This is a genomic window from Amycolatopsis sp. NBC_01307, from assembly GCF_035975215.1.
Taxonomy (GTDB): domain Bacteria; phylum Actinomycetota; class Actinomycetes; order Mycobacteriales; family Pseudonocardiaceae; genus Amycolatopsis.
Genome location: NZ_CP108403.1, coordinates 2,409,311 through 2,435,683 on the forward strand (window position 1 = coordinate 2,409,311; position 26,373 = coordinate 2,435,683).

At 71.9% G+C, this 26,373-nt stretch carries 33 protein-coding genes; 12 read left to right on the forward strand and 21 right to left on the reverse strand.

Annotated features, from left to right (window positions below):
- Positions 1-67 precede the first annotated feature (67 nt).
- The gene (locus OG439_RS10540) at positions 68-1,276 is read left to right on the forward strand and encodes a cytochrome P450 (protein WP_326949191.1); all 1,209 of its coding nucleotides are present in this window, start codon (positions 68-70) and stop codon (positions 1,274-1,276) included.
- Positions 1,277-1,313: 37 nt separating this feature from the next.
- On the opposite strand, the gene lexA is transcribed toward OG439_RS10540, so the two are convergent.
- Positions 1,314-1,970: a transcriptional repressor LexA gene (lexA, locus tag OG439_RS10545; protein ID WP_326949192.1), complete on the reverse strand. Its 657-nt coding sequence runs from the start codon at positions 1,968-1,970 to the stop codon at positions 1,314-1,316.
- Positions 1,971-2,256: 286 nt separating this feature from the next.
- On the opposite strand from lexA, the gene OG439_RS10550 reads away from it, so the two are divergent.
- Together OG439_RS10550 and OG439_RS10555 are read left to right on the forward strand one after the other, a co-directional pair.
- Positions 2,257-2,775, forward strand: coding sequence for a lytic polysaccharide monooxygenase auxiliary activity family 9 protein (locus OG439_RS10550; RefSeq protein ID WP_326949193.1), 519 nt, complete (start codon positions 2,257-2,259; stop codon positions 2,773-2,775).
- Between the two features lie 58 nt (positions 2,776-2,833).
- A complete protein-coding gene (locus tag OG439_RS10555) occupies positions 2,834-3,490 on the forward strand; it encodes a hypothetical protein (RefSeq protein WP_326949194.1) in 657 nt (218 codons plus the stop codon).
- Positions 3,491-3,496: 6 nt separating this feature from the next.
- On the opposite strand, the gene OG439_RS10560 is transcribed toward OG439_RS10555, so the two are convergent.
- Positions 3,497-4,933, reverse strand: a complete 1,437-nt coding sequence (locus OG439_RS10560) for a flavin monoamine oxidase family protein (protein WP_326949195.1) — start codon at positions 4,931-4,933, stop codon at positions 3,497-3,499.
- 248 nt (positions 4,934-5,181) lie between these two features.
- Here OG439_RS10560 and OG439_RS10565 point away from each other — a divergent pair, with 248 nt between their 5' ends.
- Entirely contained in the window at positions 5,182-5,730 is a 549-nt protein-coding gene (locus OG439_RS10565) for a cysteine hydrolase family protein (RefSeq protein WP_326949196.1), read from the forward strand.
- Here OG439_RS10565 and OG439_RS10570 read toward each other — a convergent pair.
- From OG439_RS10570 to OG439_RS10580, 3 genes are all read right to left on the reverse strand, one after another.
- On the reverse strand, positions 5,727-6,071 hold the full coding sequence (locus OG439_RS10570) for a hypothetical protein (protein WP_326949197.1): 345 nt from the start codon (positions 6,069-6,071) through the stop codon (positions 5,727-5,729). The genes OG439_RS10565 and OG439_RS10570 overlap by 4 nt on opposite strands.
- A gap of 102 nt (positions 6,072-6,173) precedes the next feature.
- Complete coding sequence (locus OG439_RS10575; RefSeq protein ID WP_326949199.1) at positions 6,174-6,560, reverse strand: DUF4383 domain-containing protein; 387 nt, start codon at positions 6,558-6,560, stop codon at positions 6,174-6,176.
- A complete protein-coding gene (locus OG439_RS10580) occupies positions 6,557-6,958 on the reverse strand; it encodes a hypothetical protein (protein WP_326949200.1) in 402 nt (133 codons plus the stop codon). The genes OG439_RS10575 and OG439_RS10580 overlap by 4 nt, the downstream gene beginning before the upstream one ends.
- Positions 6,959-7,105: 147 nt before the next feature.
- Between OG439_RS10580 and OG439_RS10585 the strand changes: the two genes are divergently transcribed.
- Positions 7,106-8,062: an EamA family transporter gene (locus tag OG439_RS10585; protein ID WP_326949201.1), complete on the forward strand. Its 957-nt coding sequence runs from the start codon at positions 7,106-7,108 to the stop codon at positions 8,060-8,062.
- Positions 8,063-8,288: 226 nt separating this feature from the next.
- Here the strand turns inward: OG439_RS10585 and OG439_RS10590 are convergent, their stop codons facing one another.
- Complete coding sequence (locus OG439_RS10590; protein ID WP_326949202.1) at positions 8,289-9,191, reverse strand: alpha/beta hydrolase; 903 nt, start codon at positions 9,189-9,191, stop codon at positions 8,289-8,291.
- Between the two features lie 156 nt (positions 9,192-9,347).
- On the opposite strand from OG439_RS10590, the gene OG439_RS10595 reads away from it, so the two are divergent.
- Positions 9,348-10,496 (forward strand): oxygenase MpaB family protein, encoded by a 1,149-nt coding sequence (locus OG439_RS10595; protein ID WP_326949203.1) that lies wholly within the window; start codon positions 9,348-9,350, stop codon positions 10,494-10,496.
- Between the two features lie 8 nt (positions 10,497-10,504).
- Here the strand turns inward: OG439_RS10595 and OG439_RS10600 are convergent, their stop codons facing one another.
- From OG439_RS10600 to OG439_RS10610, 3 genes are all read right to left on the reverse strand, one after another.
- Positions 10,505-11,173: an HAD family hydrolase gene (locus OG439_RS10600; protein WP_326949204.1), complete on the reverse strand. Its 669-nt coding sequence runs from the start codon at positions 11,171-11,173 to the stop codon at positions 10,505-10,507.
- Positions 11,173-11,835, reverse strand: coding sequence for a 3,4-dihydroxy-2-butanone-4-phosphate synthase (gene ribB / locus OG439_RS10605; protein WP_326949205.1), 663 nt, complete (start codon positions 11,833-11,835; stop codon positions 11,173-11,175). Before ribB ends, OG439_RS10600 begins: the two co-directional genes overlap by 1 nt.
- A 121-nt stretch (positions 11,836-11,956) precedes the next feature.
- Positions 11,957-12,637: a TetR/AcrR family transcriptional regulator gene (locus OG439_RS10610; RefSeq protein ID WP_326949206.1), complete on the reverse strand. Its 681-nt coding sequence runs from the start codon at positions 12,635-12,637 to the stop codon at positions 11,957-11,959.
- A gap of 69 nt (positions 12,638-12,706) precedes the next feature.
- On the opposite strand from OG439_RS10610, the gene OG439_RS10615 reads away from it, so the two are divergent.
- A complete protein-coding gene (locus OG439_RS10615; RefSeq protein WP_326949207.1) occupies positions 12,707-13,816 on the forward strand; it encodes an FAD-dependent oxidoreductase in 1,110 nt (369 codons plus the stop codon).
- A gap of 14 nt (positions 13,817-13,830) precedes the next feature.
- On the opposite strand, the gene OG439_RS10620 is transcribed toward OG439_RS10615, so the two are convergent.
- On the reverse strand, positions 13,831-14,427 hold the full coding sequence (locus OG439_RS10620) for a TetR/AcrR family transcriptional regulator (RefSeq protein ID WP_326949208.1): 597 nt from the start codon (positions 14,425-14,427) through the stop codon (positions 13,831-13,833).
- Positions 14,428-14,520: 93 nt separating this feature from the next.
- Here OG439_RS10620 and OG439_RS10625 point away from each other — a divergent pair, with 93 nt between their 5' ends.
- Genes OG439_RS10625 through OG439_RS10635 form a run of 3 tightly spaced genes read left to right on the forward strand, consistent with a single transcriptional unit; the run spans position 14,521 to position 16,779 of the window.
- Positions 14,521-15,270: an SDR family NAD(P)-dependent oxidoreductase gene (locus OG439_RS10625; protein WP_326949210.1), complete on the forward strand. Its 750-nt coding sequence runs from the start codon at positions 14,521-14,523 to the stop codon at positions 15,268-15,270.
- Between the two features lie 44 nt (positions 15,271-15,314).
- Positions 15,315-15,764 (forward strand): MerR family transcriptional regulator, encoded by a 450-nt coding sequence (locus tag OG439_RS10630; protein ID WP_326949211.1) that lies wholly within the window; start codon positions 15,315-15,317, stop codon positions 15,762-15,764.
- 22 nt (positions 15,765-15,786) lie between these two features.
- Positions 15,787-16,779 (forward strand): NAD-dependent epimerase/dehydratase family protein, encoded by a 993-nt coding sequence (locus OG439_RS10635; RefSeq protein ID WP_326949212.1) that lies wholly within the window; start codon positions 15,787-15,789, stop codon positions 16,777-16,779.
- Positions 16,780-16,796: 17 nt separating this feature from the next.
- On the opposite strand, the gene OG439_RS10640 is transcribed toward OG439_RS10635, so the two are convergent.
- From OG439_RS10640 to OG439_RS10665, 6 genes are all read right to left on the reverse strand, one after another.
- Positions 16,797-17,405 carry a DUF3558 domain-containing protein gene (locus OG439_RS10640; protein ID WP_326949213.1) on the reverse strand — a complete coding sequence of 203 codons (609 nt, stop codon included), beginning with the start codon at positions 17,403-17,405 and terminating at the stop codon, positions 16,797-16,799.
- Positions 17,402-18,130, reverse strand: coding sequence for a hypothetical protein (locus OG439_RS10645; RefSeq protein WP_326949214.1), 729 nt, complete (start codon positions 18,128-18,130; stop codon positions 17,402-17,404). The genes OG439_RS10640 and OG439_RS10645 overlap by 4 nt, the downstream gene beginning before the upstream one ends.
- 2 nt (positions 18,131-18,132) lie before the next feature.
- Positions 18,133-18,498: a hypothetical protein gene (locus OG439_RS10650; protein ID WP_326949215.1), complete on the reverse strand. Its 366-nt coding sequence runs from the start codon at positions 18,496-18,498 to the stop codon at positions 18,133-18,135.
- Positions 18,495-18,800 (reverse strand): hypothetical protein, encoded by a 306-nt coding sequence (locus OG439_RS10655; protein WP_326949216.1) that lies wholly within the window; start codon positions 18,798-18,800, stop codon positions 18,495-18,497. Before OG439_RS10655 ends, OG439_RS10650 begins: the two co-directional genes overlap by 4 nt.
- Positions 18,797-19,201, reverse strand: a complete 405-nt coding sequence (locus tag OG439_RS10660) for a YbaB/EbfC family nucleoid-associated protein (RefSeq protein ID WP_326951520.1) — start codon at positions 19,199-19,201, stop codon at positions 18,797-18,799. Before OG439_RS10660 ends, OG439_RS10655 begins: the two co-directional genes overlap by 4 nt.
- Positions 19,202-19,372: 171 nt before the next feature.
- Positions 19,373-19,831 (reverse strand): M15 family metallopeptidase, encoded by a 459-nt coding sequence (locus OG439_RS10665; RefSeq protein WP_326949217.1) that lies wholly within the window; start codon positions 19,829-19,831, stop codon positions 19,373-19,375.
- 87 nt (positions 19,832-19,918) lie between these two features.
- Between OG439_RS10665 and OG439_RS10670 the strand changes: the two genes are divergently transcribed.
- Both OG439_RS10670 and OG439_RS10675 read left to right on the forward strand, forming a co-directional pair.
- Positions 19,919-20,593 (forward strand): response regulator transcription factor, encoded by a 675-nt coding sequence (locus OG439_RS10670; RefSeq protein WP_247051399.1) that lies wholly within the window; start codon positions 19,919-19,921, stop codon positions 20,591-20,593.
- Positions 20,586-21,686, forward strand: a complete 1,101-nt coding sequence (locus OG439_RS10675; protein WP_326949218.1) for a sensor histidine kinase — start codon at positions 20,586-20,588, stop codon at positions 21,684-21,686. The genes OG439_RS10670 and OG439_RS10675 overlap by 8 nt, the downstream gene beginning before the upstream one ends.
- 5 nt (positions 21,687-21,691) lie before the next feature.
- On the opposite strand, the gene OG439_RS10680 is transcribed toward OG439_RS10675, so the two are convergent.
- The 5 genes from OG439_RS10680 to OG439_RS10700 form a co-directional block, all read right to left on the reverse strand.
- On the reverse strand, positions 21,692-22,783 hold the full coding sequence (locus tag OG439_RS10680; RefSeq protein ID WP_326949219.1) for a UDP-N-acetylglucosamine--N-acetylmuramyl-(pentapeptide) pyrophosphoryl-undecaprenol N-acetylglucosamine transferase: 1,092 nt from the start codon (positions 22,781-22,783) through the stop codon (positions 21,692-21,694).
- Complete coding sequence (gene vanX / locus OG439_RS10685; RefSeq protein ID WP_326949220.1) at positions 22,764-23,372, reverse strand: D-Ala-D-Ala dipeptidase VanX; 609 nt, start codon at positions 23,370-23,372, stop codon at positions 22,764-22,766. The genes OG439_RS10680 and vanX overlap by 20 nt, the downstream gene beginning before the upstream one ends.
- The gene (vanA, locus tag OG439_RS10690; RefSeq protein WP_326949221.1) at positions 23,369-24,400 is read right to left on the reverse strand and encodes a D-alanine--(R)-lactate ligase; all 1,032 of its coding nucleotides are present in this window, start codon (positions 24,398-24,400) and stop codon (positions 23,369-23,371) included. Before vanA ends, vanX begins: the two co-directional genes overlap by 4 nt.
- The gene (locus OG439_RS10695; protein WP_326949222.1) at positions 24,397-25,440 is read right to left on the reverse strand and encodes a D-isomer specific 2-hydroxyacid dehydrogenase family protein; all 1,044 of its coding nucleotides are present in this window, start codon (positions 25,438-25,440) and stop codon (positions 24,397-24,399) included. The genes vanA and OG439_RS10695 overlap by 4 nt, the downstream gene beginning before the upstream one ends.
- A 70-nt stretch (positions 25,441-25,510) precedes the next feature.
- Positions 25,511-26,359 carry a helix-turn-helix transcriptional regulator gene (locus tag OG439_RS10700; protein ID WP_326949223.1) on the reverse strand — a complete coding sequence of 283 codons (849 nt, stop codon included), beginning with the start codon at positions 26,357-26,359 and terminating at the stop codon, positions 25,511-25,513.
- Between the last annotated feature and the right edge of the window lie 14 nt (positions 26,360-26,373).

Consider the following 26,373-nt stretch of genomic DNA (forward strand, 5'->3'; position numbering starts at 1 on the left):
GCACGGTGGTCCTCGGCTGGAACACGCCCAAGCAGACCCGCGCCCGCGTCCACTGTGGAGGAACCGGATGACCAGCACGCTCGGGATCCCGGAGTTCCCGATGACCCGCGCCGCGGGCTGCCCGTTCGACCCGCCGCCGGCCGCCCGCGCGTTGCAGGAGGAGGCCCCGCTCAAGCGGGTGAAGCTGTGGGACGGCTCCACGCCGTGGCTGGTGACCCGCTACGCCGAGCAGCGCACGCTGCTGGCCGACCCGCGGGTCAGCGCCGACATCTCCCGGCCCGGGTACCCGAGCCCCGCACCGCTGCCGAAGGGCGGTGGCAGCGGCATCAGCTTCATCCTGATGGACAACCCCGAGCACGCCCGGCTGCGGCGGATGGTGACGGCGCCGTTCACCATCCGGCGCACCGAGAAGCTGCGCCCGGCGGTGCAGCGGATCGTCGACGACCAGCTCGACGGCCTGCTGGCCGGCCCCAACCCGGTCGACCTCGTCGAGGCGTTCGCGCTGCCGGTGCCGTCGCTGGTGATCTGCGAGCTGCTCGGCGTGCCCTACGCCGACCACGGCTTCTTCCAGGAGAACAGCAAGGTCATCATCCGGCGGGACGCGAAGCCCGAGGAGCGCGCCGCCGGGCACCGGGCGCTCATCGGCTACCTCGACGAGCTGATGGGCAAGAAGCTGGCCGAACCGGCCGACGACCTGCTCTCCGGGCTCGCCACCCGCGTCAACGCGGGGGAGCTGACCCGGGTGGAGGCGGCCCAGATGGGCGTCCTGCTGCTCATCGCCGGGCACGAGACCACGGCGAACATGATCGCGCTCGGCACACTGGCCCTGCTGGAGCACCCGGACCAGCTGAAGCTGCTGCGGGAGAGCGACGACCCGAAGCTGGTCGCCTCGGCCGTCGAAGAACTGTTGCGCTACCTGAACATCACGCACAACGGACGGCGCCGGCTCGCGCTGGAGGACATCGAGATCGCCGGCGAGACCGTGCGCGCGGGTGAGGGCATGATCATGGCGAACGACATCGCCAACCGCGACCCGGACGTCTTCCCGGACGGCGACCGCCTCGACCTGAGCCGCGACGCGCACCGGCACATCGCGTTCGGCTTCGGCGTCCACCAGTGCCTCGGCCAGCCGCTGGCCCGGCTGGAGCTGCAGGTCGTCTACAGCACGCTGTACCGCCGGATCCCGACGCTCGCGCTGGCCACCGAGGTCGGCAAGGTCCCGTTCAAGCACGACGGGTCGGTCTACGGCGTCTACGAGCTGCCCGTCACCTGGTAGCAGCCGGACGAGCCCGCCGACGAGCCCGGGGGTGCGGTCAGAAGCTGCGCAGCACCGAGACGACCGTGCCGAGGATGACCGCGCGGTCGCCGTCGATGACCTCGTAGGCCGGGTTGCGGGGCTCGAGGTAGACGTGGCCGTCGCGCTGGCGGAAGACCTTCACCGTGGCCTCCTCGTCGATCATCGCCGCGACGATCTGGCCCGAGTGGGCTTCGCTCTGCTGCTTGACCACGACGATGTCGCCGTCGCAGATGGCGGCGTCGATCATCGAGTCGCCGCGCACGCGCAGGCCGAAGACTGTGCCGCGGCCGGTGAGGTCGCGGGGGAGGTTCAGGACGTCGTCGACGTGCTCCTGGGCCGCGATCGGCGTGCCGGCCGCGATGTCGCCGACCACCGGCACGGCGACCGAGTCGGCGTGCTCGCGGGGGCCGCTGTCACGCAGGAACGCGCGCACGTCGAGCTGGCGCGCGACCGAGCCGCCGCGGCTCAGGAAGCCCTTGTCCTCCAGGGCCGCCAGGTGCTTCGACACCGACGACGAGGACCGCAGCCCGACGATCTCCGCGATCTCCCGGCTGCTCGGCGAGTAACCGTGGTGGACCACGCAGTCCCGGATCGCCACCAGGATCCGTTGCTGCCGCTCGGGCAGGGCGGTGGAGTCCAGGTGCTCGAACGGATCGACGTCGTAGGTGGTCACGGGCGGAATCCTAGTGGTAGGCGCGGTGCGCGCCGTCGCCCGGTCCGGTCCGCCACGATCGGGTGAGTCCCGCTCAGTGGAACATTCCTGAATGGTTGGCGCCTTACCAACATGACTTGAGAGTCGCCACCTGTTGACCTATGTCCGTTTCCATCGTATGGTCTAGACCACAAATTTCCTTCGCTCGAACACCTTCCCGGTGCGGGCGGGCCTCCCAGCGGGGTCCGGACCGCGACTTCGCCGTGCCCGGCGGCGGGAAGGCGAGCCCGTCCCCGAAGGAGCTGGTATGAAAGCGAACCGGAAACTGGTCGCGGCCGCCGCGGGTGTGCTGCTGGCGCCGGTGCTGGTGCTGGTCAACCCGGCCGGCATCGCGAGCGCGCACGGCTACGTCAACTCTCCGGCCAGCCGGCAGGCGCAGTGCGCCCAGGGCACCGTGTCCTGCGGGGAGATCAAGTACGAACCGCAGAGCGTCCAAGGCCCGAAGGGGCTGACCTCCTGCAACGGCGGCAACGCCCAGTTCGCCGAGCTGAACGACAACAACAAGGGCTGGAACGCCGCCCCGGTCGGCCGGTCGGTGACGTTCACGTGGACCTTCACGGCCCGCCACAGCACGGCCAGCTACGACTACTACATCGGCAGCGAGAAGATCGCGAGCGTCCCCGGCAACAACCAGCAGCCGCCGGCCACCGTTTCGCACCAGGTGGATCTGGGCGGCCACACTGGACGCCAGACGGTCCTCGCGGTCTGGAACATCGCGGACACGGCGAACGCGTTCTACGCCTGCATCGACCTGCAGGTGAGCTGAGCCCCGGGCTGCCCGGGAGCGCGCGGCTCCCGGGCGGCCCGGCCAGTAGGCTCGCGGGGTGGACTTCTCCGTGACCGGCGCCCTGCTCGACGGCCTCGGCACCCGGGGACGGCACTTCGTGCAGGCCCAGGGAATCCGGCTTGCCCTGCCGTCGATCGAGCCGTACCGCGAGAAGTGGCTCCCGCTGGGCATCCCGGCGGCGGAGATCGACCGGGCCGTCGCCTTTCACGACCGCTGGGGCGGCCTGCTCCTGCCACCCGCGCCGGCCTACGACGGTGGTCCGCGGTACTTCTCGGGCGACCTTCCCGAATACTCGACGGAAGCGGGCTGGGCGTTCGACGCCGGCACGGCGCGGACGGCGCTGCCCTTCGGCTTCCTGATCGGGCCCGCCGGCGAGTTCGGGGTGGACGGTGACCGCTGGGCGCCGCTGCACGAGACGGTCGAAGGCTGGGTCGAGTCCGTCGCCCTGGCCCACCACGCGTCGGCGTCCGCGGCCCGGATCACCCGGCTCACCGGCGACGCGCTGGACGACCTCGATCTGACCGGCTGCACGCCGGTGCCCGAGGTCGCCGGCCTGGCCGACACCTGGTGGCGCGGCGAGGACACCCTGGTGGCGCGCTACACGGGCGAAGCCGAAGCCTGCGGCTTCCCGCCGCACCGCACCGCTCTGGTCTACTCGGGGTTCGGGGACGCGGACCTGCGCGGCATCGGCTGACCGGACTCAAGCCGCCGCGAGTTCCACGAAAGCTCGTACGCCGGATTCGAGGGCGTAGCTCATCGAACCGCCGTTGGGCTCGTAGCTGGTGTGCTCGCCGGCGAAGTGGATGCGGCCCTCGGGCGCGCGGATCGCGGGCATCAGCTTGCCGTGGCCGCGTTCGGGCAGCACGTACGAGCCCTCGATCCACGGCTGGTGGTCCCAGGCCACCGACACGCCCAGCTCGTAGTGCTCCCGCGTGCCGGGGAACATCGTTTCGACGTGCTCCAGCACGAAGTTCAGCCGTTCCTCCTCCGTCATCGCCGCGACCGCCTTCGACCGCCAGCCGGTCATGAGCACCTCCAGGATGCGCCGCGGGCCCGGCTGGCTCGCCGACGCGTCGCGGACCCAGCGCACCGGCAGATCGGTGGACACGCTCACGTTGCGCCCCTCCCAGAACTGCCGCCGCACCTGCAGGTAGACGCGCACGATCGACGCGTACCGCAGCCGCCGCATCACGTCGATCTTCGCCTCGGACAGCCCGGCGTGGCTGACGTCGACGTGGCGCATCGCGCTGAACGGCACGGTGACGACGACCCGCTCGGTGGTCACCGTGGCGAGGCGGCCGTGGTCGAGGTAGGTGACCGTGACGGCGTCGTCGTCCTGCACGAGGCGGACAACCGGGCTGCGGTACCGGATCCGCTCGCGCAGTCCGTCCGCAAAGGACTGTGGCAGCACGTCGGTGCCGCCCGCGATCTTGCCCCAGCCGTCCACTTCGCCCAGCAGCGACCGGTGTCCGCTTTCGTGTCGCAGCCACGACAACGCCGACGCCGAGCGCAGGTCACCGCCACGCATCTCCAGGAACAGCGGCTCCATCAGGTCGATCGCCGCCTGCGACGCGCCCCGGCCACGCAGCACCTCCTGCACCGACGCGCGATCGAGGTGCTCCAGCTCCGCCGGCGGCGCCCAGTCCGGTGCCGCCAGATCGGGGCCGAGCTCCTCGGCCACCGCGGTGACGTACCGCTCGATCATGTCGGTGACGCTCATGCCGCGTTCGTGCTCGGCGAGCGGAAGCCCCGCCGCGGCCAGCGAATCCGGGTCGGCCCGCACGAACTCGCCGTTGACGAAGTAGGAGAAGTCCTGGTCCAGCAGGTCGGACCGGTCCAGTTCGACGCCGAGGAGCTTCCGGTAGTGCGTCACGTAGTCGCAGTGCGGCGTCACCGTCATCGCGCCGGCCTCGGCGCGCAAGCCGTCGGCGAACGGGCTCCGCAGCGTGAACGCGCGGCCGCCGGGGCGATCGGACGCCTCCAGCACCGTGACGTCGCAGCCGGCGCGGTGCAGTTCGTGCGCGGCGGCCAGCCCGGCGAGCCCGGCCCCGACGACGACCGCCGACCGCGGCGGCCGCAGCCGCGGAAACCCCTCGTCGAGCTGCCGCCGCACTTCGGAACGCGTGATTTCTCGCATCTGTACCAGCCCCAAACGATTGCCCCCGAGAAACCATAGTAAGCAGCGATCGGGGGCGGCTGTCAACGCCGTGTCCGGAAACCTTTATCACGCAAGCATTACTCGAAATACGTCGGAGCGTTCTGGTTTGACTGGGACGGTCAGCGGGAAACCATCGGTCGTGCGGGTGGACCCGTCCGGCGACTGTGTGGCGGCACCACTAGACTTCAAGTAATCACTTGATGACTTAACGCACGAAGGGGCCGACGGTGACCAAGCACGCTCTCCTCGTCATGGATGTCCAGCCGGTCGTCGTGGACCGGTACCCCGATCCCGCCTACCTGCCCCGCCTGCGCGAGGCGATCGAGGCCGCCCGGGCGAGTGGCACGCCCGTGATCTACGTCGTCGTCGGGTTCCGTCCCGGGTTCCCGGAAATCAGCTCCCGCAACAAGATGTTCGGCGCGCTCGCGGGTTCCGGGGCGCCGTTCGACGAGAAGCTCACCCGGGTGCACCCGGACGTCGCTCCCGAAGCCGGCGACGTCGTCGTCACCAAGCGCCGGGTCAGCGCGTTCGCCGGCAGCGACTTGGACGTCGTGCTGCGGGCGGGCGGGATCGACCACCTGGTCCTCACCGGGATCGCCACCAGCGGCGTCGTGCTGTCCACCCTGCGCCAGGCGGCCGACCTCGACTTCGGCCTCACCGTGCTGGCCGACGGCTGCCTCGACGCCGACCCCGAGGTGCACCGCGTGCTGACCGAGAAGGTGTTTCCGGGCCAGGCGGACGTCACGACCGTCGCCGAGTGGGTCGCCGCCCGCTAGCGCGGCGGGTACTGCTGCTGCATCGGCGGGTAGGCGGGCACCGGCGCGGCGGGCCGGGGAGCGCGCTGGCTGCCGATCAGGACGAAGATCGCGCCGCAGATCGCGATCCCGGTGCCGGCGACGGTCAGCGCCAGGTCGCCGGTGATCTCGGCCTGCGTCTCCGGCAGCGACCCGACGCTGTAGTCGCACCGCTGCTCGCTGTTCTGCGCCGAGCAGGTCCAGTCCGACGAACCCGAGGTGGGGTCGTCGGCCAGGTTCAACGCCGTGACCGCGCCGGTCACCAGCAACGCCATCCCGGCCACGAACAACAGCGCCCCGAACACCGCCGAGAGAATCCGCACGAGTCCCGCACCTTCCGTTCCCTGATCGATCGCGGTGATCGTAAGCACCTCCGCTCGGGCGAGGAGGCGACTTCGGGGAATCGGCCCGGATCGTGATCGGTGCTACCCGGTCGCGCGGCCCCGCGTGACGACCCCCGCGGCGAGGACGACCGCGCCGAGGACGACGTGGAACAGGTGGTCGCCCGTCATCAGGTGCAGTGGCCCGACGTGCCACATGCGATCGGCCGCGGGATCGCCGAGCACGAGACCGAGCGCGCCGAACACCAGGTACCCGCCGCCGAAGACGAGGCAGAACACCTTGGCCCCGCCCCGGAATCCGGCGTAGAGGGCGACCAGGCCGGTGACGAAGTGCAGGAGCGTGTGCCAGCGGCTCGGCGTATCCGCCGAAAAGACCACGATCGGGCCGGTCGCGACAAAGAGGACACCGAGGATCCGGCAGGCCCACCGGGCGACGTTCGCGGTGCGGTGGGTCGCGGGCCGGACAGTCACGACACGACCGGCGGGACGGAAGCGAGTTCGCGGCGCCGGAACCCCTGCACGGCGGCGATGATCCCGGCGATCGCGGCGCCCCACAGGCCCACGGCCATGACCGCGGTGCCGGCCGCGAGACCGGGGTTGCCCACGCCGAAGTTGCGCAGCACCAGTGCGAAGCCGACGCCGCCGATCCACAACGCGATCAGCGTGGCCAGCAGCGGGCTCCACCACCACCTCGCGGTCAGCACGACGAGGGCGCCGAAGACGGCGATGATGATGATCCCGGGCGGGAACGCCGGGAACCTCCCCGGATCGGCGATCCATTGGATCACCAGGCCGATGACGCCGACACCGAGCCCCGCCAGGGCGATCCGGGCGGCGGTGGTGCGGCCGAGCACGTCGAGTCCAGTCATGCGGACAACTCTGTCGGCGCCCGGCGGTCCTGCCATCCGCGCTGACGCGTAACCGTGCCGTACGTTGCCCGACGTAGGCCCGTCATCCTCGCGCGGCGGACCGTAAACCATTGTCCCGGGCGCGGGTTCCGGAGGCACACTGCGAACGTGGCCACAGTGGACGAGATCGCCCCGAGCCGGGCGCGCGCGACCGGGTTGAGCCTGACCTCGTGGGTGCTGTTCGCGAGCTCCGGCCCGGTCGCCAAGGCCGTGATGGCGACGGGCTGGTCGCCGGCCGCGGTGACGGCGGTGCGGATCGGGCTGGCCGCGGTCCTGCTCGGGCCGGTGGTCGGCGTGCTGCGGCCGCGGGCGCTGCGGTTCCGCCGCGGCGACCTGTGGCTGCTGCTCGGGTACGGCGTGCTCGGCGTCGCCGGGGTGCAGTTGTTCTTCTTCGTGGCCGTGGCGCGGGTTCCGGTCGGTGTGGCGATGGTGCTGGTCAACCTGGCGCCCGCGCTGGTCGCGCTGTGGGTGCGGGTGGTGCGGCGCACCCGGCTGCCCGGGGCGGTGTGGCTGGGCATCGGGCTGGCCGTGGCCGGGCTGGCGCTGGTCGCCCAGATCTGGCAGGGCGCCCGGCTGGACCTGCCGGGCGTCGCGGCCGGACTCGGCGCGGCGATCTGCTCGGCCGGGTACTTCCTGCTCGGCGAACACGGCGCGAGCAGGCACGACCCGTTCGGCCTGACGGCGGCCGGCCTGGCGATCGGCGCGGTCGTGGTGATGGCGGTCAGCCCGCCGTGGACGCTGCCCGCGGGCCTGCTCGCCGCCCCGGCGGACCTGGGCGGCCTGCGGGTGCCGGTGTGGCTAGCACTGGTGGCGTTGGCCGTGGCCGGCACCATGCTGCCCTACCTGGCCGGCCTGCAGTCACTGCGCGCGCTGCCGTCGGCCGTCGCGAGCGTGCTGGCGCTGGTGGAACCGCTGGTCGCCGCCGCACTGGCGTGGCTGCTGCTGGGCCAGACACTCGGCCCGGCCCAGCTGGCCGGAGCTGTCATCTTGCTTACCGGCGCGGTGCTGGTCCAGGTGGCGGGCCCGAAGCCGGTTGCGGCGGGTGCCGATGTGGTCCGGACGTGAGCGGGGCCGTGGCCCGGCTGGCTGGGTGGTGATCTTGCTTGCTGGCGCGGTGGTGGTTCAGGTGGCCGGTCCGAAGCCGGTGTCGGCGGGGGCCGATGTGGTTCGGACGTGAGCCGGGTTGTGGCTCAGTTGGCTGAGGTGGTCATGTTGCTTGTTGATGTGGTGGCGGGCCCGAAGCCGCTGCCGGCGGGCGTCGACGTGGTCCGGATGTGAGCCGGGGAGCGGCTCAGCGGACGTGCTTGCCTAGGAATGCGGCGATCTCGCGAGTGGCCTCGGCCGCCTCGGGGGTGCCCGCCATGATCGGGTAGACGTGGGGGAGTCCCTCGCCGATCGTCAGCGTTACGTCGACGCCCGCGGCCGCCGCTGTTTCCGCCAGCCGCTCGGAGTCGCTCAGCAGCACCTCCGCCGTGCCCGCCTGCACCAGCAGCGGCGGCAACCCCGTGAAGTCGCCGAACAACGGCGAGGCCTGGGGCGCGCGCGGGTCGGCCTCGCCGAGGTAGCCCGCGGCGATTCCGCGGATCATCCCCGGCGTGAAGATCGGGTCTTCGTCCGCTCGTTCGGCCATCGACGCCCCGGACGTCGTCAGGTCGATGGCGGGGGAGAGCACCACCGCGGCCGCGGGCAGGTCCTCGGCGGCGTCGCGCAGGGACAGCAGCAACGTCAGGCCGAGCGCACCGCCGGCCGAATCGCCGGCGAGCGCCACCGAACCGGCGGGCACGCCCTGCGCGCGCAGCCAGTGCCACACCGCACGCACGTCTTCGACCCCGGCGGGGAACGGGTGCTCCGGCACCAGCCGGTACTCCGGGAAGAGCACGCGCATCCCGGTGGCCCGGCCGAGCCGCGCGGCGAGTTCGCCGTGGCTGCGCAGGGAACCCAGCGAGAACCCGCCACCGTGGAGGAAGAGCAGGGTCCGTCCGGCATCGGCGCCCGGTGCCGACAACCAGTGTGCGGGAACGCCGCCGGCGTCCACCGCCGTGACGGTCACGTCGTCCGGGATCGCCTCGGGTGGGCGCCCGGCCGGGGCGAAGCCGGCGCGGAGGTCGTCCACAGTGGGCGGGGCCTGGCCCGCGCGGGCCTGCTTCCGCAGCCGCAGCTCGTCGATCACGGCCTGCATCTCGGGGCTCGGCATCCTGATCTCTCCCGCTGTCTCGGTGGTCCCGATCTTGCCACAGCCACCACGGAAGCCGGTCGTCACCGGCTGTGATCGTGGCCGCCGTCAGATCGGGTTCCGGCCGTCCCTGAACGGCGCTAGCGCCGGGTTCGGGCGGGCGATGAAGCTGGTCCGATGCCGGAACGTTCAGGGTTGTCCGCGCTCGAAGCGCTGAAGTACCAAGGGGATCCGCTCGCGGACGCCGTCGTCGCCGACCTGGTGGCGGGTGGGCGCACGGGCGCGGTGAACGAGGTGCTGGCGCGGTTCCGGGACAACGACCAGCTCATCCCCGAAGATCTGCCGGAGTCGGTGCGCCGGTACCTCATCGCCACGGACGACCCGCCGAGTTGGACTGACCTCGAACGGGTCGCGGGTGCGTACGAGTTCTTCGTCGACGACGGCGTGCACGTCGCGTCGGTGCTGTCGTTCGGGGCGATGGTCAACTGTTACGCCCAGCCCCGGCCGTCGCGCGTCCTGTCGCTGACCCACCGGCTGAACCAGCCGCACCGCCGCCTGGCGGAGACGTCGCAGTTCGTGCTGAACATGATGGGCCCCGAGCCGTTCGGTTCCGGCGGCAGCTTCGTGCCCACGATCCAGAAGACCCGGCTGATCCACGCCGCCGTCCGCTACTTCATCACCCGGTCCGGTGAATGGGACGTCGAGGCGGACGGCGTCCCGTTGTGCCAGCAGGACATGCTGGGCGCGCTGCTGATCTTCTCGGTCCAGGTCATCGACGGGATGCGCCGGATGGGCGTCGCCGTGACCGAGCGCGAAGCCGAGGACTACTACTACGTCTGGCGGGTGACGGGCGCGATGCTCGGCATCCCGCCCGAGGCGATGCCCGAAACCCTGCGGGCGGCCCAGGAACTGAACGCCGAGCTCGTCGAGGTGAGCTTCGGGCCGTCGGCCGAAGGCGTCGAGCTGACCCGCAACCTCGTGCGCCTGTACGAGAACATGGTGCCCGGCAAGGCCTTCGACGGCGTCGTCGCGGCGATGGTCCGCCGGGTCGTCACGCCGGAGGTCGCCGACTGGCTCGAGGTACCCCGCTCGCGCGGCTGGGGCCGCGCGGTCGGTGCCGGCGTCCGGGTGATGCGGCTGCTGGAGCGGTCGGAGGACCGCAGCCGCGCGGCGACGGCGGTGCTCGACAAGGCGGGCGCCCTGCTGCTCGGCGGCAGCGTCCGCACCCTCACCGACGGGCAGCCGACCGCGCTGACCATCCCGGCCGGCCTGCGCGAGAAGTGGCTCGCGGCGGGCGTCTGCCCGGTCGCCCCGCAACGGGCGTGACGCCGCGGTCAGCCCGGCCGGCGACCGCCGATCAACGAGAGCAGTGTCTTCGCGGCGATGTACGCGTCGGTGGCGTGGTGGGCGGCGAGCTTCAGCACGTCGAGGTCGAGCGCGGTCGTGGCGTTGGGGATGGCCAGCACGGTCAGGCCGGCCGCGTGGGCCGAGCGGATGCCGGAACCGGAGTCCTCGACCGCGACGCACTGCCGGGGCGGCACGTCGAGGCGGTGCGCGGCGAAGAGGTACGGATCCGGCGCGGGTTTGCCGCACCGGACGTCGTCGCCGGTCACGGTCGTGGTGAGGTGGCGGCCGAGCCCGAAGGCGGTGATCGCGGCCCGGACGTAGCGCCCGGGTGAGGCCGACACCAGGCCGGCCGGGCCCAGCGCGGCCGCTGTGGTGACCAGGTCGGCGGCCCCGGGGAGCAGGCCGAACCGGCCTTCGCCGAGCGCGGCGACCATGCCGTCGAGGCACGCGGTCGCCGCCGCCTCGGGGGTGAGGCCGACGCAGCGGTGCGCGAGGTAGGCGGACCAGCTGCCGGTGCTGGTGCCCTGGATCGCCGCCCAGTCGTCCGGCGTCCACGCGTAACCGTGGCGGGTGGCGACGGCGCCGATGACGTGCTGCCAGGTCGCGGCGCTGTCGGCCAGGGTCTCGTCGAGGTCGAAGACGGTGGCGACGAGCATCAGCGGGCCGCGGCGGGCTGCGCCGCGTACGCGGCGATCTGTTCGATGGACACGACTTTCAGCCACTGCCGGTCGGCGAGCGCGCGCAGCTGGGGCAGCCGGGCGACGCTGCCGTCGTCGTTGCACACCTCGCTGATCACGGCGACCGGCGCGAGGCCGCACAAGCGCATCAGCTCGACCGCCGCCTCGGTGTGGCCGCGTCGCTCGGTGAGGCCGCCGGGGCGGGCGCGCAGCGGGAAGACGTGACCCGGCCGGCACACCATGCCCGGCGTGGTCGCGGGATCGGCGAGGACCCGGAGGGTGTGGGCGCGGTCGGCCGCCGAGATGCCGGACTCGATGCCGGCGACGGCGTCGACCGACACGGTGTACGCCGTTTCGGCGGGATCTTCGTTGGCCGGCACCATCGGCGGCAGGAGGAGCCGCTCGGTGAGCTCGGGGGCCATCGGCGCGCAGATCAGGCCGCTGGTGTGGCGCATGTAGAAGGCGAGCGCCGGCGCGGTGGCGTGTTCGGCGGCCATGATGAGGTCGCCTTCGTTCTCGCGGTCCTCGTCGTCGACGACGATCACCGGCCGCCCGGACCGGATGTCCGCGAGCGCGCCCGGCACGGTGTCCAAAGCGGACGATCGGTCGCGGCGAACCTGGTGGGGTACGGCGAGATCCATGGAGTGTCCTTTCGGGGCGATCACCGGGCGCGGCGCGAAGAGCGCCTTTCATGATCGACATTTCGGTGGCGCGCCGCACCCCGAACCCGTGCCGGTAACCCGAAGCAGTGAACCGGCCACGTCACTTCGCGATGCGGGCCTCGATGCCGTCGAGCAGGAAGTCGAGGCCCATCCGGAAGGTCTGGTCGGCGTCCAGGTGGGCGGCGTCGCGCACCACCGTGGCCAGCGCGGGATGCCGGCCGTCGGCGAAGGTGCGGACCAGGTACGGCCCGAGCGCGGCCTGCCAGCGCTTCTCATCCATCCCGGTGGCTCGCTCGGCCCGCCGGGCGACGATCTCGCGGCGCACCGCGCCGGCCACGTACGCGTTGACCGCGGCGGCCGTCGGCATCACGGCGTCCAGGCCGACGGCGTCCAGCGCGGCCACCACCGTCTCGCCGTTGGCCAGCGCGTTCGGCCCGAGCTGCGGCCGCCCGCCCAGCAGGTCGGCGAACCACTCGTGCTGGTGGACGACGCGGCGGACGGCTTCGGCGTGCGACCGCAGCACCTCCCGCCAGCCGTCGCCGGCCGGCCGGATCTCGGCGTAGACGGCGTCGACCATCAGGTCGAGCAGCTCCTCCTTGCTCGCGATGTAGCCGTACAGCCGCATCGGGCCGACGTCCAGCTTCGCGGCGACCTTGCGCAGCGACACCGCGTCCAGGCCGTCCGCGTCGGCCAGCCCGATCGCCGCGCGCACGATCCGCTCCCGGCTCAACGGGGCGAGCACCGGTCGATCCGGCGGTTCCGGCCGTTCCCACACCAACATGCCGCAGACGATACATCGCATGATGAGATACGCTGTATCCGTCAATACACTGTATCGAAGGGGGACCCGATGACCATCGCCATCGTCGGAGCCGGTCTTGGTGGCCTGGCTCTCGCCCGGGTGCTGCACGTGCACGGCATCGACGCCGTCGTCTACGAACGCGAGCCGTCACGCGACGCGCGCGGCCAGGGCGGCATGCTCGACATCCACTCCGGTCAGCGGGCGCTGCACGAGGCCGGCCTGATCGACGGGTTCCACGCGATCGCCCGCGGTGAAGGCCAGGACATGCGGCTCCTCCAGCCGGACGGCACCCTGCTGCTCCAGGAGGACACGCCCGACGACGCGCCGCTGCTGCGCCCCGAGGTCGACCGCGCCGACCTGCGCGACCTGTTCCTGGACGCCCTCCCTGAAGGCGCGGTGCGCTGGGGGCACGCGTTCGAGTCCGCCGGCAACGGCGTGCTGCGCTTCACCGACGGCCGCAGTACGACGTACGACCTGCTGGTCGGCGCGGACGGCGCGCAGTCCCGGGTCCGCGCGCTGCTCACCGACGCCCGCCCGGCGCACATCGGCCAGAACATCGTCGAGGTCGGCATCCCCGACATCGACCGCACGCATCCCGGCCTCGCGGCGATGGTCGGGCGCGGCAACTACTGGGTGTTCGGCGACGGGCTCTCCCTGGCCGCGCAACGCAACGGCGACGGCCGGGTCCGCATCGGCCTCAGCTTCTACAACACCGGCGAGGACTGGATCGCCACCTGCGGAATCCCGTTCGACGACCCGGCCGCCGCCCGGGCGCGGCTGATCGACCTGCTCGCCGGCTGGGACCCGCGGATCACCGCGCTGATCGCGGCCTGCGACGACACGGTCGTGGCGCGCGCGATCACCACGCTCCCGGCCGGCCTGACCTGGCCGTCGACGCCGGACGTCACGCTGATCGGCGACGCCGCGCACCTGATGCCGCCGGTGGGGGAGGGCGCGAACATGGCGCTGCTCGACGGCGCCCTGCTGGGCCTCGCGCTGGCCGCGCACCCGGACGACGTTCCCGCCGCCATCGGGGAGTACGAACGCGAGATGTACGAGCGCACCAGCGCGGCCGCCCGGATGTCCGCGGGCATGCAGGAGCTGCTGATGTCGCCGGACGCGGCCGAGCGGCTGCTCGCGTTCTTCCAGCCCGGCTGACGGAACGGCGCCGGTCAGGCGGGCGGCCAGTTGCGCAGGGCGACGTCGGCCACCTGCTGCAGCTCGTCGTGGGCGGCGCCGCCCGCGGCCTGGACGGCGATGCCGTTCGCCACCGTCATGACGTACCGGGCGAGCAGCTCCGGATCGGCATCCGGGGGCAGGTCGCCGTCGTCGACGGCCCGCCGGAACCGGTCGCGCAGGTGTACGCGGCCCCGGTCGCGCCAGGCGGTGAGGAGGTCGCGGGCCGTCCGCCCGGCCTCGCCGGCGGCCAGTGAGCCCTGGACGCTCAGGCAGCCGGCCGGGTCGCCGGGGTGGGTGCTCGTGGCGACCGAGCCGGCCAGGAACGTCGTGGCCACCTCCCGGGCGGTCGGCTGCCGCAGCGCGCGGGCCACGTACGCGGCCGGGCCCTGCTCGTAGCGTTCGAGGACCTTGCGGAACAGGTCTTCTTTGTTGCCGAAGGCCGCGTACATGCTCGTTTTCGTGATGCCCATGGCGGCGGTCAGGTCGGCCAGGCTCGCGCCTTCGTAGCCCTGCTCCCAGAAGACGGCCATGGCCCGCCCGAGGGCCGCGTCGGCGTCGAACCCCCGCGGTCGTCCGATCGGTGCCTTCATGGTGCCCATCATACCCCTTCGGTACCGGTCGGTTCGGAAGTGCTACGGTCGAAATCTGTACCGATCGGTTCCGAAATCAGTGGAGGTCCGGACATGGGCAAGCTGGCAGGCAAGACGGCGGTCGTCACCGGCGGCGGCACGCGGGGGATCGGCCGGGCCACGGCCGCGCGGCTGGCCGCCGAAGGAGCGCACGTGTTCATCACCGGCCGGCGCGAGACCGAGCTGGCCGAGGCCGTCGAGGTCATCGGCTCGGGCGTCACCGCGGTGCCGGGCGACATCACCGACCCGGCCGACCTGGACCGGCTCTACGACGCGGTCCGCGAGCGCGGTCAGGGCCTGGACGTGCTGTTCGCCAACGCGGCCACCGCCGCGTTCGCGACGCTCGAGCAGGTCACCGCGGCGGAGTACGACCGGATCTTCGACGTCAACGTCAAGGGCACGCTGCTCACCGTGCAGAAGGCGCTGCCGCTGCTCAACGACGGCGCGTCGGTGATCCTGAACGCCTCCACCGCCGCCGACAACGGCACCCCGGCCTTCGGGTTGTACGCGGCGTCCAAGGCCGCCGTCCGGTCGTTCGCGCGGACCTGGGCCCACGAGCTGGTGGGCCGGGGCATCCGCGTCAACGCCGTCTCGCCGGGGCCGATCGACACCAACGGGATCACCGAGCTGGTCGGCGCGGAGAACGCGGACGACTTCAAGGCGAAACTGGGCGGCGACATCGCGATCGGCCGGATGGGCCGCCCGGAGGAAGCGGCCGCGGCGGTGGCGTTCCTCGCCTCCGCGGACAGCAGCTTCGTCATCGGCAGCAACCTCTACGTCGACGGCGGGGAGAACCAGATCTGAACCGCGCTTGACTTCAAGCACTTGAGGTTCTGCAAGCTGGTCCCATGGCAGCACGAGTCGCGGGTGAACAGGTGTGGCTGACGATCCTGGAGGCGTCGCGGCGCAGCGGGCTGAGCGAGCCCACCTTGCGCTACTACGAGCAGATCGGGCTGATCGGCCCGGTGCCGCGGGACCCGAGCAGCGGGCACCGCCGGTACGACGCGGCGGCCATGGACGTCCTCGACTCGCTGGGCTGCCTGCGTTCGGCGGGCCTGCGGGTCGAGGACCTGCGGCGGTACCTGGACCTGCTGGCCCGCGGCGACGCGGCGGCCGCCGAGCAGCGTGAGCTGTTCGACCACCACGCCGGCCGGCTGGAAGCCGAGATCGAGCGGCTGACGCTGCGGCTGGAGTACCTGCGCCTGAAGGCGCGGCTGTGGGACGCCCGCGACCGGGGCGACACCGCCGCGGCGCAGGGCCTGATCCCGCGGCTCGTGGGCCTGATCGAACGTTTCTGACCGCACTGCGAAGGACACCTGAATGAACGACGACACCCGGCCGGCCGACACGCTCGTGCTGGTCACCGGCGGCACCGGCCACCTCGGCGGCCACAGCATCACGCGGCTGCTGGCCGAGGGCTACCGCGTCCGCACGACCGTGCGTGATCTCGGCCGCGCGGCCGAGATCACGCACGCGTTGGAGGTGGTGCAGGCCGACCTCGGCGCCGACGACGGCTGGGCCGCGGCGACCGAGGGCGTCGACTACGTGCTGCACGTGGCGTCGCCGTTCCCGCCCGGCGCGCCGGAGGACGACGACGAGGTGATCCGCCCGGCCCGCGACGGCGCCGTGCGGGTCCTCGCCGCCGCCCGGGAGGCCGGCGTCCGGCGGGTGGTGCTGACGTCGTCGTTCGCCGCGGTCGGCTACAGCGCCGAGCCCCGCGAGGAGTACACCGAGGCCGACTGGACCGACCCCGCCGACCCCAACAGCGCCTACGTCCGGTCGAAGGTCATCGCCGAACGCGCGGCCTGGGACCAGGTGCGGTCGGCGGGCGGCCCGGAACTGGCCGTGATCAACCCGACGGGCATCTTCGGCCCGGTCTCCGGCGGGCGCCTCTCGTCGTCGGTCGGGCTGGTGCGGGCGGTGCTGGACGGCGCGATGCCGGTGGTGCCACCGTTGTCGTTCGGGGTCGTCGACGTCCGCGACGTCGCCGACCTGCACGTCCGGGCGATGACCCACCCTCAGGCCGCGGGCGAGCGGTTCCTCGCCACGGCGGGCGCGTCGATCAGCTTCCTGGACCTGGCCCGGATGGTCGGCGGGCCCGGACTGTCCACTGTGGAGCTGACCGCCGAGCAGGTGCGGGCGGCCGCCGAAACCGACCCCGCCATGCGGGAAGCGGCGGCCCGCCTGGGCCGCGTCCCGGTCATCCGCACCACGAAGGCCCGGACGGTGCTGGGCTGGCGGCCCCGCCCGGTCGAGGAGACCGTGGCCGACACCGTCCGCAGCCTCACGGCCGCTTCGGCGTCACGCGGGTAAGCCGGGTCGCGGTCCCGTCAGCTTTGCCGGAGGTTGCCGATCACGAGTTCGGCCATCTTCGCGACGCCACCGCAGCGGTCCTTGTCCCAGTAGCTGCCGGGCAGGTCCTTGCCCTGGATGTCGAAGGTGAGCATCTGCTCTTCGGTGACCTGCACGGAAACGGAGCACTCATCGGTGTGCCCGAACACGTGGTAGACGACCGCCGGAAGGCCGTCGACGGACGTCTCGGTCCACGGCTCCAGCTTGCCGTCCTCCTTCAGGGGCGAGGCCGCCAGTTCGTCGAGGGTCTTCGGGCTCTCGATCGGCTTCGCCGCCGACACGAGCGCCCCGCCGTGGTTCGTCCAGGAGCAGCCGAACGCGGGTGGGACGGTCTGCCGGTTCGCGCGGACGTCATCAGGCGGATCGGCCACGACGGCGGCGACTTGGTCCTTGGTGAGCAGAGCGCACGGGTCCGAGTCGAACCTCGCCAGGTCGACCGGCCGCTCGACCTGGGCGAGCGGCAGCGGCGCACCGGTCCGAGCCGAAGCCGGCGGCTGGGAGAGCAGGCGTTCCGGTTTTGACGGCCCGCACGCACTGAGCAGACCGGTAGCGAGGATCGCGATGCCGAGCATGGGCAAGCACTTCACGCCGGCACCGCCGTCGGGTCGATGCGCCACCGCTTCTCGTTGTCCATTCCGGAGTTCCCGGGCATCTCGGGGATGTCCGGGAAGTCGGTGTTGCCCTGCACCAATGCGGTGGCCTGCTTGGTGAACCCGCCCAACGTGGTCTGGGCTTGTGCGAACAGCCCGACGACTCCCTGGACGAGAGCGGAGAACGCGTCGACCACGGTGTCCAGGACCTCTTTGGACGTGAAGATGTCGACGATGGGGATCTCCGCGGTCAGGATCGCGATGATCGTCTTGTAACCCAGCTTTCCCAGTTCGACGGCGCACGTTCCGATGAACTCGATGGCCTTGCTGTAGGTCTCGATCACGCAGCCGGCGATTTCGGAGAGAACGCCGGACATGCTCGCGACCACGTTCTGCTGGCTTTCGAGCGCTTTCCCCACCCGACCCGCATAGGTGGTGAACTGGGCGGCGCCGCGGCCGCTCCAGGTGCCGCTCACGGCCTGAACGGCATCGTCGATGTCGTCGCCGGCGTCCGCGAGGGTGTGGTTCTTCGCGAATTCCATGGCCAGGCCCTGGACCTGGACCGCGTTGCCCAGCAGGTTGTTCCGGACGTCCGCCAGCAGGTCGAGGATGTCGACCCGGCCGAGGAGCTGCGCGATCTGCCGGACCTTCCCGTCGGCTTCTTCCGGATAGGGCTGCGGCGCCGCGGCCGGGTTCGGCGGGACGACTGTCGGTGTGGTCATGGTCAGTTCAGCCCCTTTTCCTGGTCACGCAACCGCTTGAAGTCCTCTTCGTCCTGGGTTTCGTAGTAGTCGGCGGCTTTGTCCAGCGCTTCCGCGAACCGTCCCAGCTGCACCGCACCCTTGCCGGTCTTGTCGCGGATGCCGCCGAGGGCGTCGTTGAAAGCCCTGACGACGTTCGCCCGGACCCCCAGCATCCCGACGTCGTCGTCGCGAAGGACCATCTGCGACAGGTCGTCGTCGCCGAACTTCACGACCTTGTCGCGCGCGGCGAAGATGTCGTCGGTCGCCGCCCGCAAGGCCTCGGGATAGACCTCGAAGCCCGAACCGGCCGCGGCGTTGCCGAGGGGGTTGAAGTTGCCGGTGCTCATCGGGCCTCCCGAGCCGCGTCGTCGACCATGCCCTTGCGGCGGGCCGAAGCCGCCGACTCCGCGTTGCTGATCGCACGCAGGACGTGTCCCGCCAGACTGGCGCCGGACTGCCCGGCGACCGCGTCACGAGCGAGGTCCACCGAAACCAGGCCGCCCGACCCGTCCACCGTCACGGTGCCGAGGCCCGCGCCGATGGTCAGGACCAAGGGCAGGTCGTCCCCGGCCTGCGCCGCCTGCTCCACAGCCGCGACTCGCGCGTCGATCTCTTTCGCGAGGTTGTAGAGTCTCTGTTCGCTGTTCACCAGCGCGCACCTCCCGAGTCCGGCTCGTCGGTCAGGAAGTCGAGCTCCTCGAAGTTCTCCTCCTCGGCCGGCGCGACCGGCCGGCGGACGGGCTCCGGAGCGACCGGTTGCCGCTGCGGCAGGAGCCCGGTGGCCGGCGGAGGTGCCGATGGCTTGCCGAACAACGCGTTCAGCTGCGGCAGCGACGCGGTGCGTGCCTCGTTTCGTGCGTTTCGGACGGCCTCGACGATGGCGAGGCCCAGCTTCTGCGCGTGTGCGCCGTACAGCGCCCGGTCGTCGATCCGCAGGTCGACGAGCTTTCCCTGGCCGGTGACGACCGCGGTGACGGGCTGCTCGGCCGACCTCGCGGTGTGCCGGGCGGCCGCGAGCCGCGCGTCCAGTTCAGCGGCATGCTGCTGCATCAACCGGAGATCGTGGTGTGGTGCGGTCATGACCGCAGCACGGCGTCGAACATCCATCCCCCCTACTCCAGGTCCCGTCGTCATGACGGAACGTGCCCGCGCAGCACCCTACTGGGGGACGGGGACGAGGCAACCAGGCCCTGGAAACCGACACGGCGCACGTGCTGATCATCACCGCATTCGCGGGTCGTGCGATGGGTCGGGGTACATCGGCGGGCAGCCGTCCTCGATGGCTTCCGGGCGTAGTTCGTAGTGCCAGGGTTCGTTGCGGTAGATCTGGCACAGCCCGTACCCCGCACCGTGCTCGGACAGCCACCTCCTGGCTTCCGCGGGGCCGATGTCGACCGCGTCTCCCGAGACGTGGGCCGACGTCGACGGGGTGGCTACCCAGCGGGCGGCTTCCTGCTCCGAGCCGTACTTCGCGACCGCCTCCCGGCGTAGCCGTTCCTGGTACTCCGGGGAACGCCAGCCGCCGTTGACGGCGAAGTCGATGCCCGCTTCCTTTGCGGCTCGGCGCAGGGCTTCGCGCAGTGCGGGATCCAGGTTGGCCACGGCCGGTACGTCGTCGTCGAAGATCGTCGCCGGGGCGGGGATCGCGCCGTGCGCCCGGGCTTGTTCGCTGGTGGACATGCCTTCAGCCAAGGCACTTCGGTGTTGCCGGCCCGTACGGCGTTTTCGATAGGCCGGCGATAGGCGCCGGCTCGTAGCATCGGGCTCATGCGTGTGCTGATCGTCGAGGACGAGCCCTACATGGCCGTGGCCATCCGCGACGGGCTGCGGCTGGAGGCGATCGCCGCCGACATCGCCGGTGACGGCGACACCGCGCTGGAGCTGCTGGGCGTCAACTCCTACGACATCGCCGTCCTCGACCGCGACATCCCCGGGCCCTCCGGTGACGAGATCGCCGAGAGCATCGTCGCCTCCGGCAGCGGCATGCCGATCCTCATGCTCACCGCCGCGGACCGGATCGACGACAAGGCGTCCGGGTTCGAGCTCGGTGCCGACGACTACCTCACCAAGCCGTTCGACCTGCGCGAGCTCGTCCTGCGGCTGCGGGCGCTCGACCGCCGGCGCGCGCACGCCCGGCCGCCGGTCCGCGAGATCGCGGGCCTGCGGCTGGACCCCTTCCGCCGCGAGGTCTACCGGGACGACCGGTACGTCGCGCTCACCCGGAAGCAGTTCGCCGTGCTCGAGGTGCTCGTCGCGGCCGAAGGCGGGGTCGTGAGCGCCGAAGACCTGCTGGAACGGGCGTGGGACGAGAACGCCGACCCCTTCACCAACGCCGTCCGCATCACCGTCTCGGCCCTGCGCAAACGCCTCGGCGAACCCTGGATCATCACCACCGTGGCCGGCGTCGGCTACCGCATCGATGCGGGAGGGGACCGTGGCTAGGCAGCCCGGGCTGAGCGTCCGGGTCAAGCTCACCCTCAGCTACGCCGGGGTCATCCTGCTCGCCGGGGCCCTGCTGCTCGCGGTCGTGTGGGTGTTCCTGCTGCGGTACGTCCCCGAGGTGATCGAGGCGCCGCCCGGCCGGCTCGGCTCGATAGCCGTACCCGACCGCTCGGACCTGCTGGCCGCGTTCACGCCGAAGGCCGCCGTCGCGCTGCTGTTCCTGCTGGTCTTCGGCCTCCTGGGCGGCTGGCTCCTCGCCGGCAGCATGCTCGCGCCGCTGACCCGCATCACCAACGCCACCCGCCTGGCCACGAACGGCTCGCTGTCCCACCGGGTCCAGCTGGAAGGCCGGGAAGACGAGTTCCGCGAGCTCGCCGACGCCTTCGACACCATGCTCGCGCGGCTCGAAGCGCACGACGCCGAGCAGCAGCGGTTCGCGGCCAACGCGTCCCACGAGCTGCGCACCCCGCTGGCGATCACGCAGACGCTCCTCGACGTGGCGCGCAAGGACCCGGACCGCGACGCCGGTGAGCTCGTCGAGCGCCTCCACTTCGTCAACACCCGGGCGATCGACCTCACCGAAGCGCTGCTCATGCTCAGCCGCGCCAACCGGCGGTCCTTCAGCCGCGAGCACGTCGACCTGTCGCTCGCCGCGGAAGAAGCCGCGGAAACGCTGCTGCCGCTCGCGGAGAAGCACGGCGTCACCATCGAGACCTCCGGCGACTTGGCCCGCACCACCGGCTCGCACGCGCTCCTGCTGCAGCTGACGACGAACCTGGTGCACAACGCGATCGTCCACAACGTGCCGGACCGGGGCACCGTGTCGGTCACGACCGGGGTCCGCCGCGGAACCGTCGTGCTCATCGTCGAGAACACCGGCGAGCACCTCACCCCGCAGGTGCTCTCGACGCTGGCCGAACCGTTCCAGCGCGGCACCGCGCGCGTCCACGGCGAGCACACCGGCGTCGGCCTCGGCCTGGCCATCGTCAAGAGCATCACCCAGGCCCACGACGGCAGCCTCACCCTCACCGCCCGCCCCGGCGGCGGGCTCCGCGTCACGGTGCAGGTCCCCGCCGCCGCACCCGGTGGGTGACGGCGTCAGCCGGCGATCGCCGTGAGCACATACCGGGCCAGGGTGTCGCCCGCGTCGGGGGTGCCGGCCGCCGACGCGCGCGCCGACATCGCCGCGATCCGCGCGGGGTCGGTCAGCACCGGGATCAGGGTGGACTCGATCCAGGCCGGGCGGAGGCCGGCGTCGTCGACGAGCAACGCCCCGCCGGCCGCGACGACCGGGCCGGCGTTCAGGCCCTGCTCACCGCCGCGCAGCGGCAGCGGGACGTACGCGGCGGGCAGGCCGGCCGCGGCCAGCTCGGCGCACGTCATCGCCCCCGAGCGGCAGAGCACGAAGTCGGCCGCGGCGTAGGCGTACCGCATCTCGTCGACGTAGGGGAGGACCACGTACGGCGGCTCGCCGGCCGGCACCTCGACCGCGTGACGCGGCCCGGTGATGTGCAGGACCTGGACGCCGGCGGCGCGCAACGCCGGGGCCGCGCCGGCCGCCGCGGTGTTGAGCGTGCGGGCGCCCTGCGAACCGCCGGTGACCAGCAGCACCGGCCCGCCGGGGCGCAGGCCGAACCGCTGCCGGGCGGCGTCGCGCAGCGCGGGCCGGTCGAGCCCGGCGATCGCCCGCCGCAGCGGGATCCCGATGGCCGTCGCGTGGGCCAGCCGGACGCCCGGCGCGGCGGTGAACACGTGGGTCGTCAGCCGGGCGGCCAGCCGGTTGGCCACGCCGGGCCGGGCGTTCGCCTCGTGGACGACGATCGGCAGGCCCCGCCGGCGGGCGGCGAGGTAGGCCGCCATCGCGACGTAGCCGCCGAAGCCCACGACGACGTCGGCCCGGACGCGGTCGAGCACCGCCCCGGCCGCCCGCACCGAGTCGCGCAGCCGGCCGGGCGTCCGCACCAGGTCCCGGTTCAGCTCGCGCGGCAGCGGCGCCGGCGGGATGAGCTCGAGCGGGTAGCCGCGGGCCGGGATGAGCGTGGTGTCCAGGCCGCGGACCGTGCCCAGGGCGGTGATCCCGGCCGCGGGTTCCAGGCGGCGCAGCGCGTCGGCGAAGTTCAGCATCGGCTCGATGTGCCCGGCCGAATGACCGCCGGCGACGACGACCCGGCTAGACGATGGGGAAGTCAAAGTACCGGTCCGGATGAGGTTCGTCCTTCAGCGTGTAGTGCCACCACTCGGACTCGTACGCGGTGAACCCGCAGGACTCCATGACGGACCGGAGGTGACGGCGGTTGGCCGCGTCGGCCGGCGCGACGCCCGGCGCGTCGTGGTGCGAGAGCACGTCCATCAGGTCGTGGCCGCCGCCCATCGCCGCGAGCTCGCCGGTGGCCAGGTGGTAGAGCGTCAGGTCGACGGTGCTGCCCCGGCTGTGGCCCGACTTGGCGGCCACGTAACCCTTTTCGAACATCTCGGCCCGGCCGATGTTGGGGTGGTGGCGTGCCTTCGCCCGGCCGTCCTCCGGCTGGGCCGCCCAGCGCCGGAAGCAGTCGACGGCGCGTTGCGGGCGGTAGCCGTCCCAGAGCAGCAGGCCGAAGCCGAGGGTCTCGGCCTTCTCCTGCGCGTTCTCCAGCGCGGCGCACAACGCCGTGGTGCCGACGATCCGGTTCGCCAGGTAGCCGTCCACGGGTTTGCCGGTGAAGTTGTCCCAGGTGGCGTACTTGGCGTCCCAGCGGATCCCGGGCACGTGCTCGTCCACGAAGACGAAATCGCCGTTCATCGGTCTTTCCCGGTCAGGGCCAGCGACACGACCCGGTCGAGCACCTCGGCGAGCGGCAACCCGGCGGCCGCCATCATCCTCGGGTACCGGCTGTAGGAGGTCAGGCCGGGCAGGGTGTTGACCTCGTTGAGGACCACGGTTCCGTCGTCGGTCAGGAACATGTCCACTCGCGACAGTCCTTTGCAGCCCAGCGCGCGGTAGATGGCCTTCGCCGTCTCCTGGACGAGCGCGCGCGTTTCCGCCGGGATGTCGGCGGGCACGGTGATCGTCGAGTTCTCGGAACCGCTTTCCGGCGCGCTCTCCTGGTGGATGCGGAAGAACCCGTGGGACAGCGAGATCCGGTCCACTTCGCCGACGGTCAGCTCGCCGTCGTTGCCGAGGACCGCGCAGCCGACCTCGCTGCCGGCGACGGCCTCCTCGATCAGCACCTTCGAGTCGTACTGGCGCGCGGTCTCCACCGCGGCCGGCAGGTCGTCCGGGCCGGACACCTTGCCGACGCCGAAGGACGACCCCGACCGGGCCGGCTTCACGAAGACGGGATAGGTGAGCCGGCCGGGGTCGGGCTGCTCGTTCGGCGGGACGATCCGGAAGCCCGGCGTCGCGATGCCGGCGGCGCCGGCGACGACGTAGGCGAGCGACTTGTCCATGCACAGCGCGGAACCGGGGACGTCACAGCCGACGTACGGGATGCCGGACAGCTCCAGCAGCCCCTGCAGCGCGCCGTCTTCGCCGTGCTTCCCGTGCAGCACGGGCAGCACGACGTCCAGGCCGATCGTCCGGTGGTGGCCGTCTTCCAGGACGACCAGCCCACCGACGCTCCGGTCCGGCGACAGCACGGCCGGGCGGCAGTCGCCGTGCTCCCAGTCCGGGCCCGGGCCGTCGCAGAGCCGCCATTCGCCGGCCTTCGTGATCCCGATCCAGAACGGTTCGTACTTCGTGGCGTCGAGGTGCCTCGCGACCTCCTGCGCGGACTTGACGGAGACGAGGTGTTCTTCGGAGATGCCCCCGAAGATGATTCCGGTCTTCATATCCAGTGCTGCTTTCTGCTGGCGAAGTTCAGGCAGTTGACCAGGGAGTTCTCGACGGTGTCGCGCAGGGCGTGGTCCGTGTAGTAGGCGGTGTGCGGGCTGATGACGACGTTCGGCAGGTCCCGCAACCGCGTCAGCACACCGCTTTCGACGGGCTTGCCCCGGTGGTCTTCGTAGAAGATCCCGTCTTCGCCTTCGAGGACGTCCAATGCGGCACCGCCCAGTCCGCCGCGTTCCAGCGCCGCGACGAGGGCCTCGGTGTCGAGCAGCGCACCGCGGCCGGTGTTGACGACGTACGCGCCGCGTTTCATCTCCTCGATGCGTTCACGGCCGAGGAGGTGGTGCGTCTCGGCGGTGAGCGGCGTGTGCAGGGTGACGATGTCGCTGCGGCGCACCAAGTCGTCGAGCGGAACGTAGTCGGCCGACGTTTCGCGGCGGGTGTCGTAGGCCAGCACCCGGCTGCCGAAACCCCGCAGCCGGGCCATGACCGCCGCGCCGATGCGTCCCGTGCCGATGATCCCGACGGTCAGGTCGCGCAGTTCCTTCCCGCGGGTTTCGTTCAGCCGGTAGTCGTGGACGTCCGCGCGCCGGAGGGTCGATCGGGCGCCCCGCACCGCCATCAACATCAGCATCAACGTGTAGTCGGCGACGCTGTCGGGGGAGTAGGAGACGGTCTCGACGGTGATGCCGACACTCTCCGCGTAGGTCTCGTCGAGGTGGTTGCAGCCGATGCTTCTGGTGGAGAGGTACCGCACGCCGGCCCGGCTGAGCGCGAGCAGGGTGTCGTCGGTGATCCGGGTCTTGTGGCCCACGCTGACGCACCGGTTCCCGGACGCCAGGCCGGCAGTCGCTTCGGAGACGGCGTCTTCGGTGACGGTCAGGGTGACGCCGAAACGTGCCGCCAGTTCCCGGAACAGGACGGCTTCGTCGGGCTCGCACCCGTAGACCGTGATCCCCGGGCCCGGCGCGGCGGCGAACGACCACGGCGCCCCCGGCCGGGTGCGGCGGCCGGCGGTGCGCGCCGGTTCGCTGTAGGTCATGCGGCCAGTCAACGCACGGTGCTGTTGCCGGCACGTATGCGGGAATCGATACGCCGGCGATATGCCGGGCTCAGGACCCGCTTTCCCGCAGCAGCCGGACTTTCGCCCAGGTCTCGTCGTCGGCCGGGGTGTAGGTGGTGAGCTTGAGCTCCGATCGCTCGCCGAGCCACAGCTGCGTGTAGTCCAGCGTGAGCAGGCCGACTTCGGGGTGCAGGTAGCGCTTCGTGAAGTTCTCCGGCGCCCGCACGTCGTGCTGCTCCCACAGGCGCACGAAGTCCGGGGAGTCCTGCCGCAGCCGTTTCACCAGGGTCTTCCGGCTGGAGTCGGCGGCGTGCGACGCCATGCCCGCGCGGAACCGGCCGGCCAGGCGCGTCGCGGCGTCCTCCCAGTCGAGGACCCGGGCCCGCCACCGCGCCGACGTGAACATGAGCAGCAGCAGGTTGCGGTCTTCGAACGGCACGTCGTCGAGCCCGCCGACCAGGTGCTCGTACGCGTGGTTGTACGCGAGCAGATCGAACCGCGCGTTGATCACGGCGGCCGGGATCGGCTCCAGGTGCCGCACCATCACCAGCACGGCGTCCGGGATGGCCTTGCCGTCGCGGCTCATCGGCGGCGCGGGGTGGCCGGCCAGCTCGTAGAGGTGGACGCGCTCGTACGGGTCGAGCCGCAGGGTGGTCGCGATCGCGGCCAGCACCTGGTCCGAGACGGTGATGTCCCGCCCCTGCTCCAGCCACGTGTACCAGGTCACGCCCATGCCCGCGAGGTACGCGACCTCCTCGCGGCGCAGCCCCGGGGTGCGCCGGCGGCCCGTGGGCGGCAGGCCGGCCTGCTCCGGGGAGAGGCGTTCCCGCCGGCTGCGCAGGAAGGCCGTCAGCTCCTGCCGCCGGACCTGGTCGTCGGTCGGCGCGGACGTTGTCATGGGTCCACTGTGCC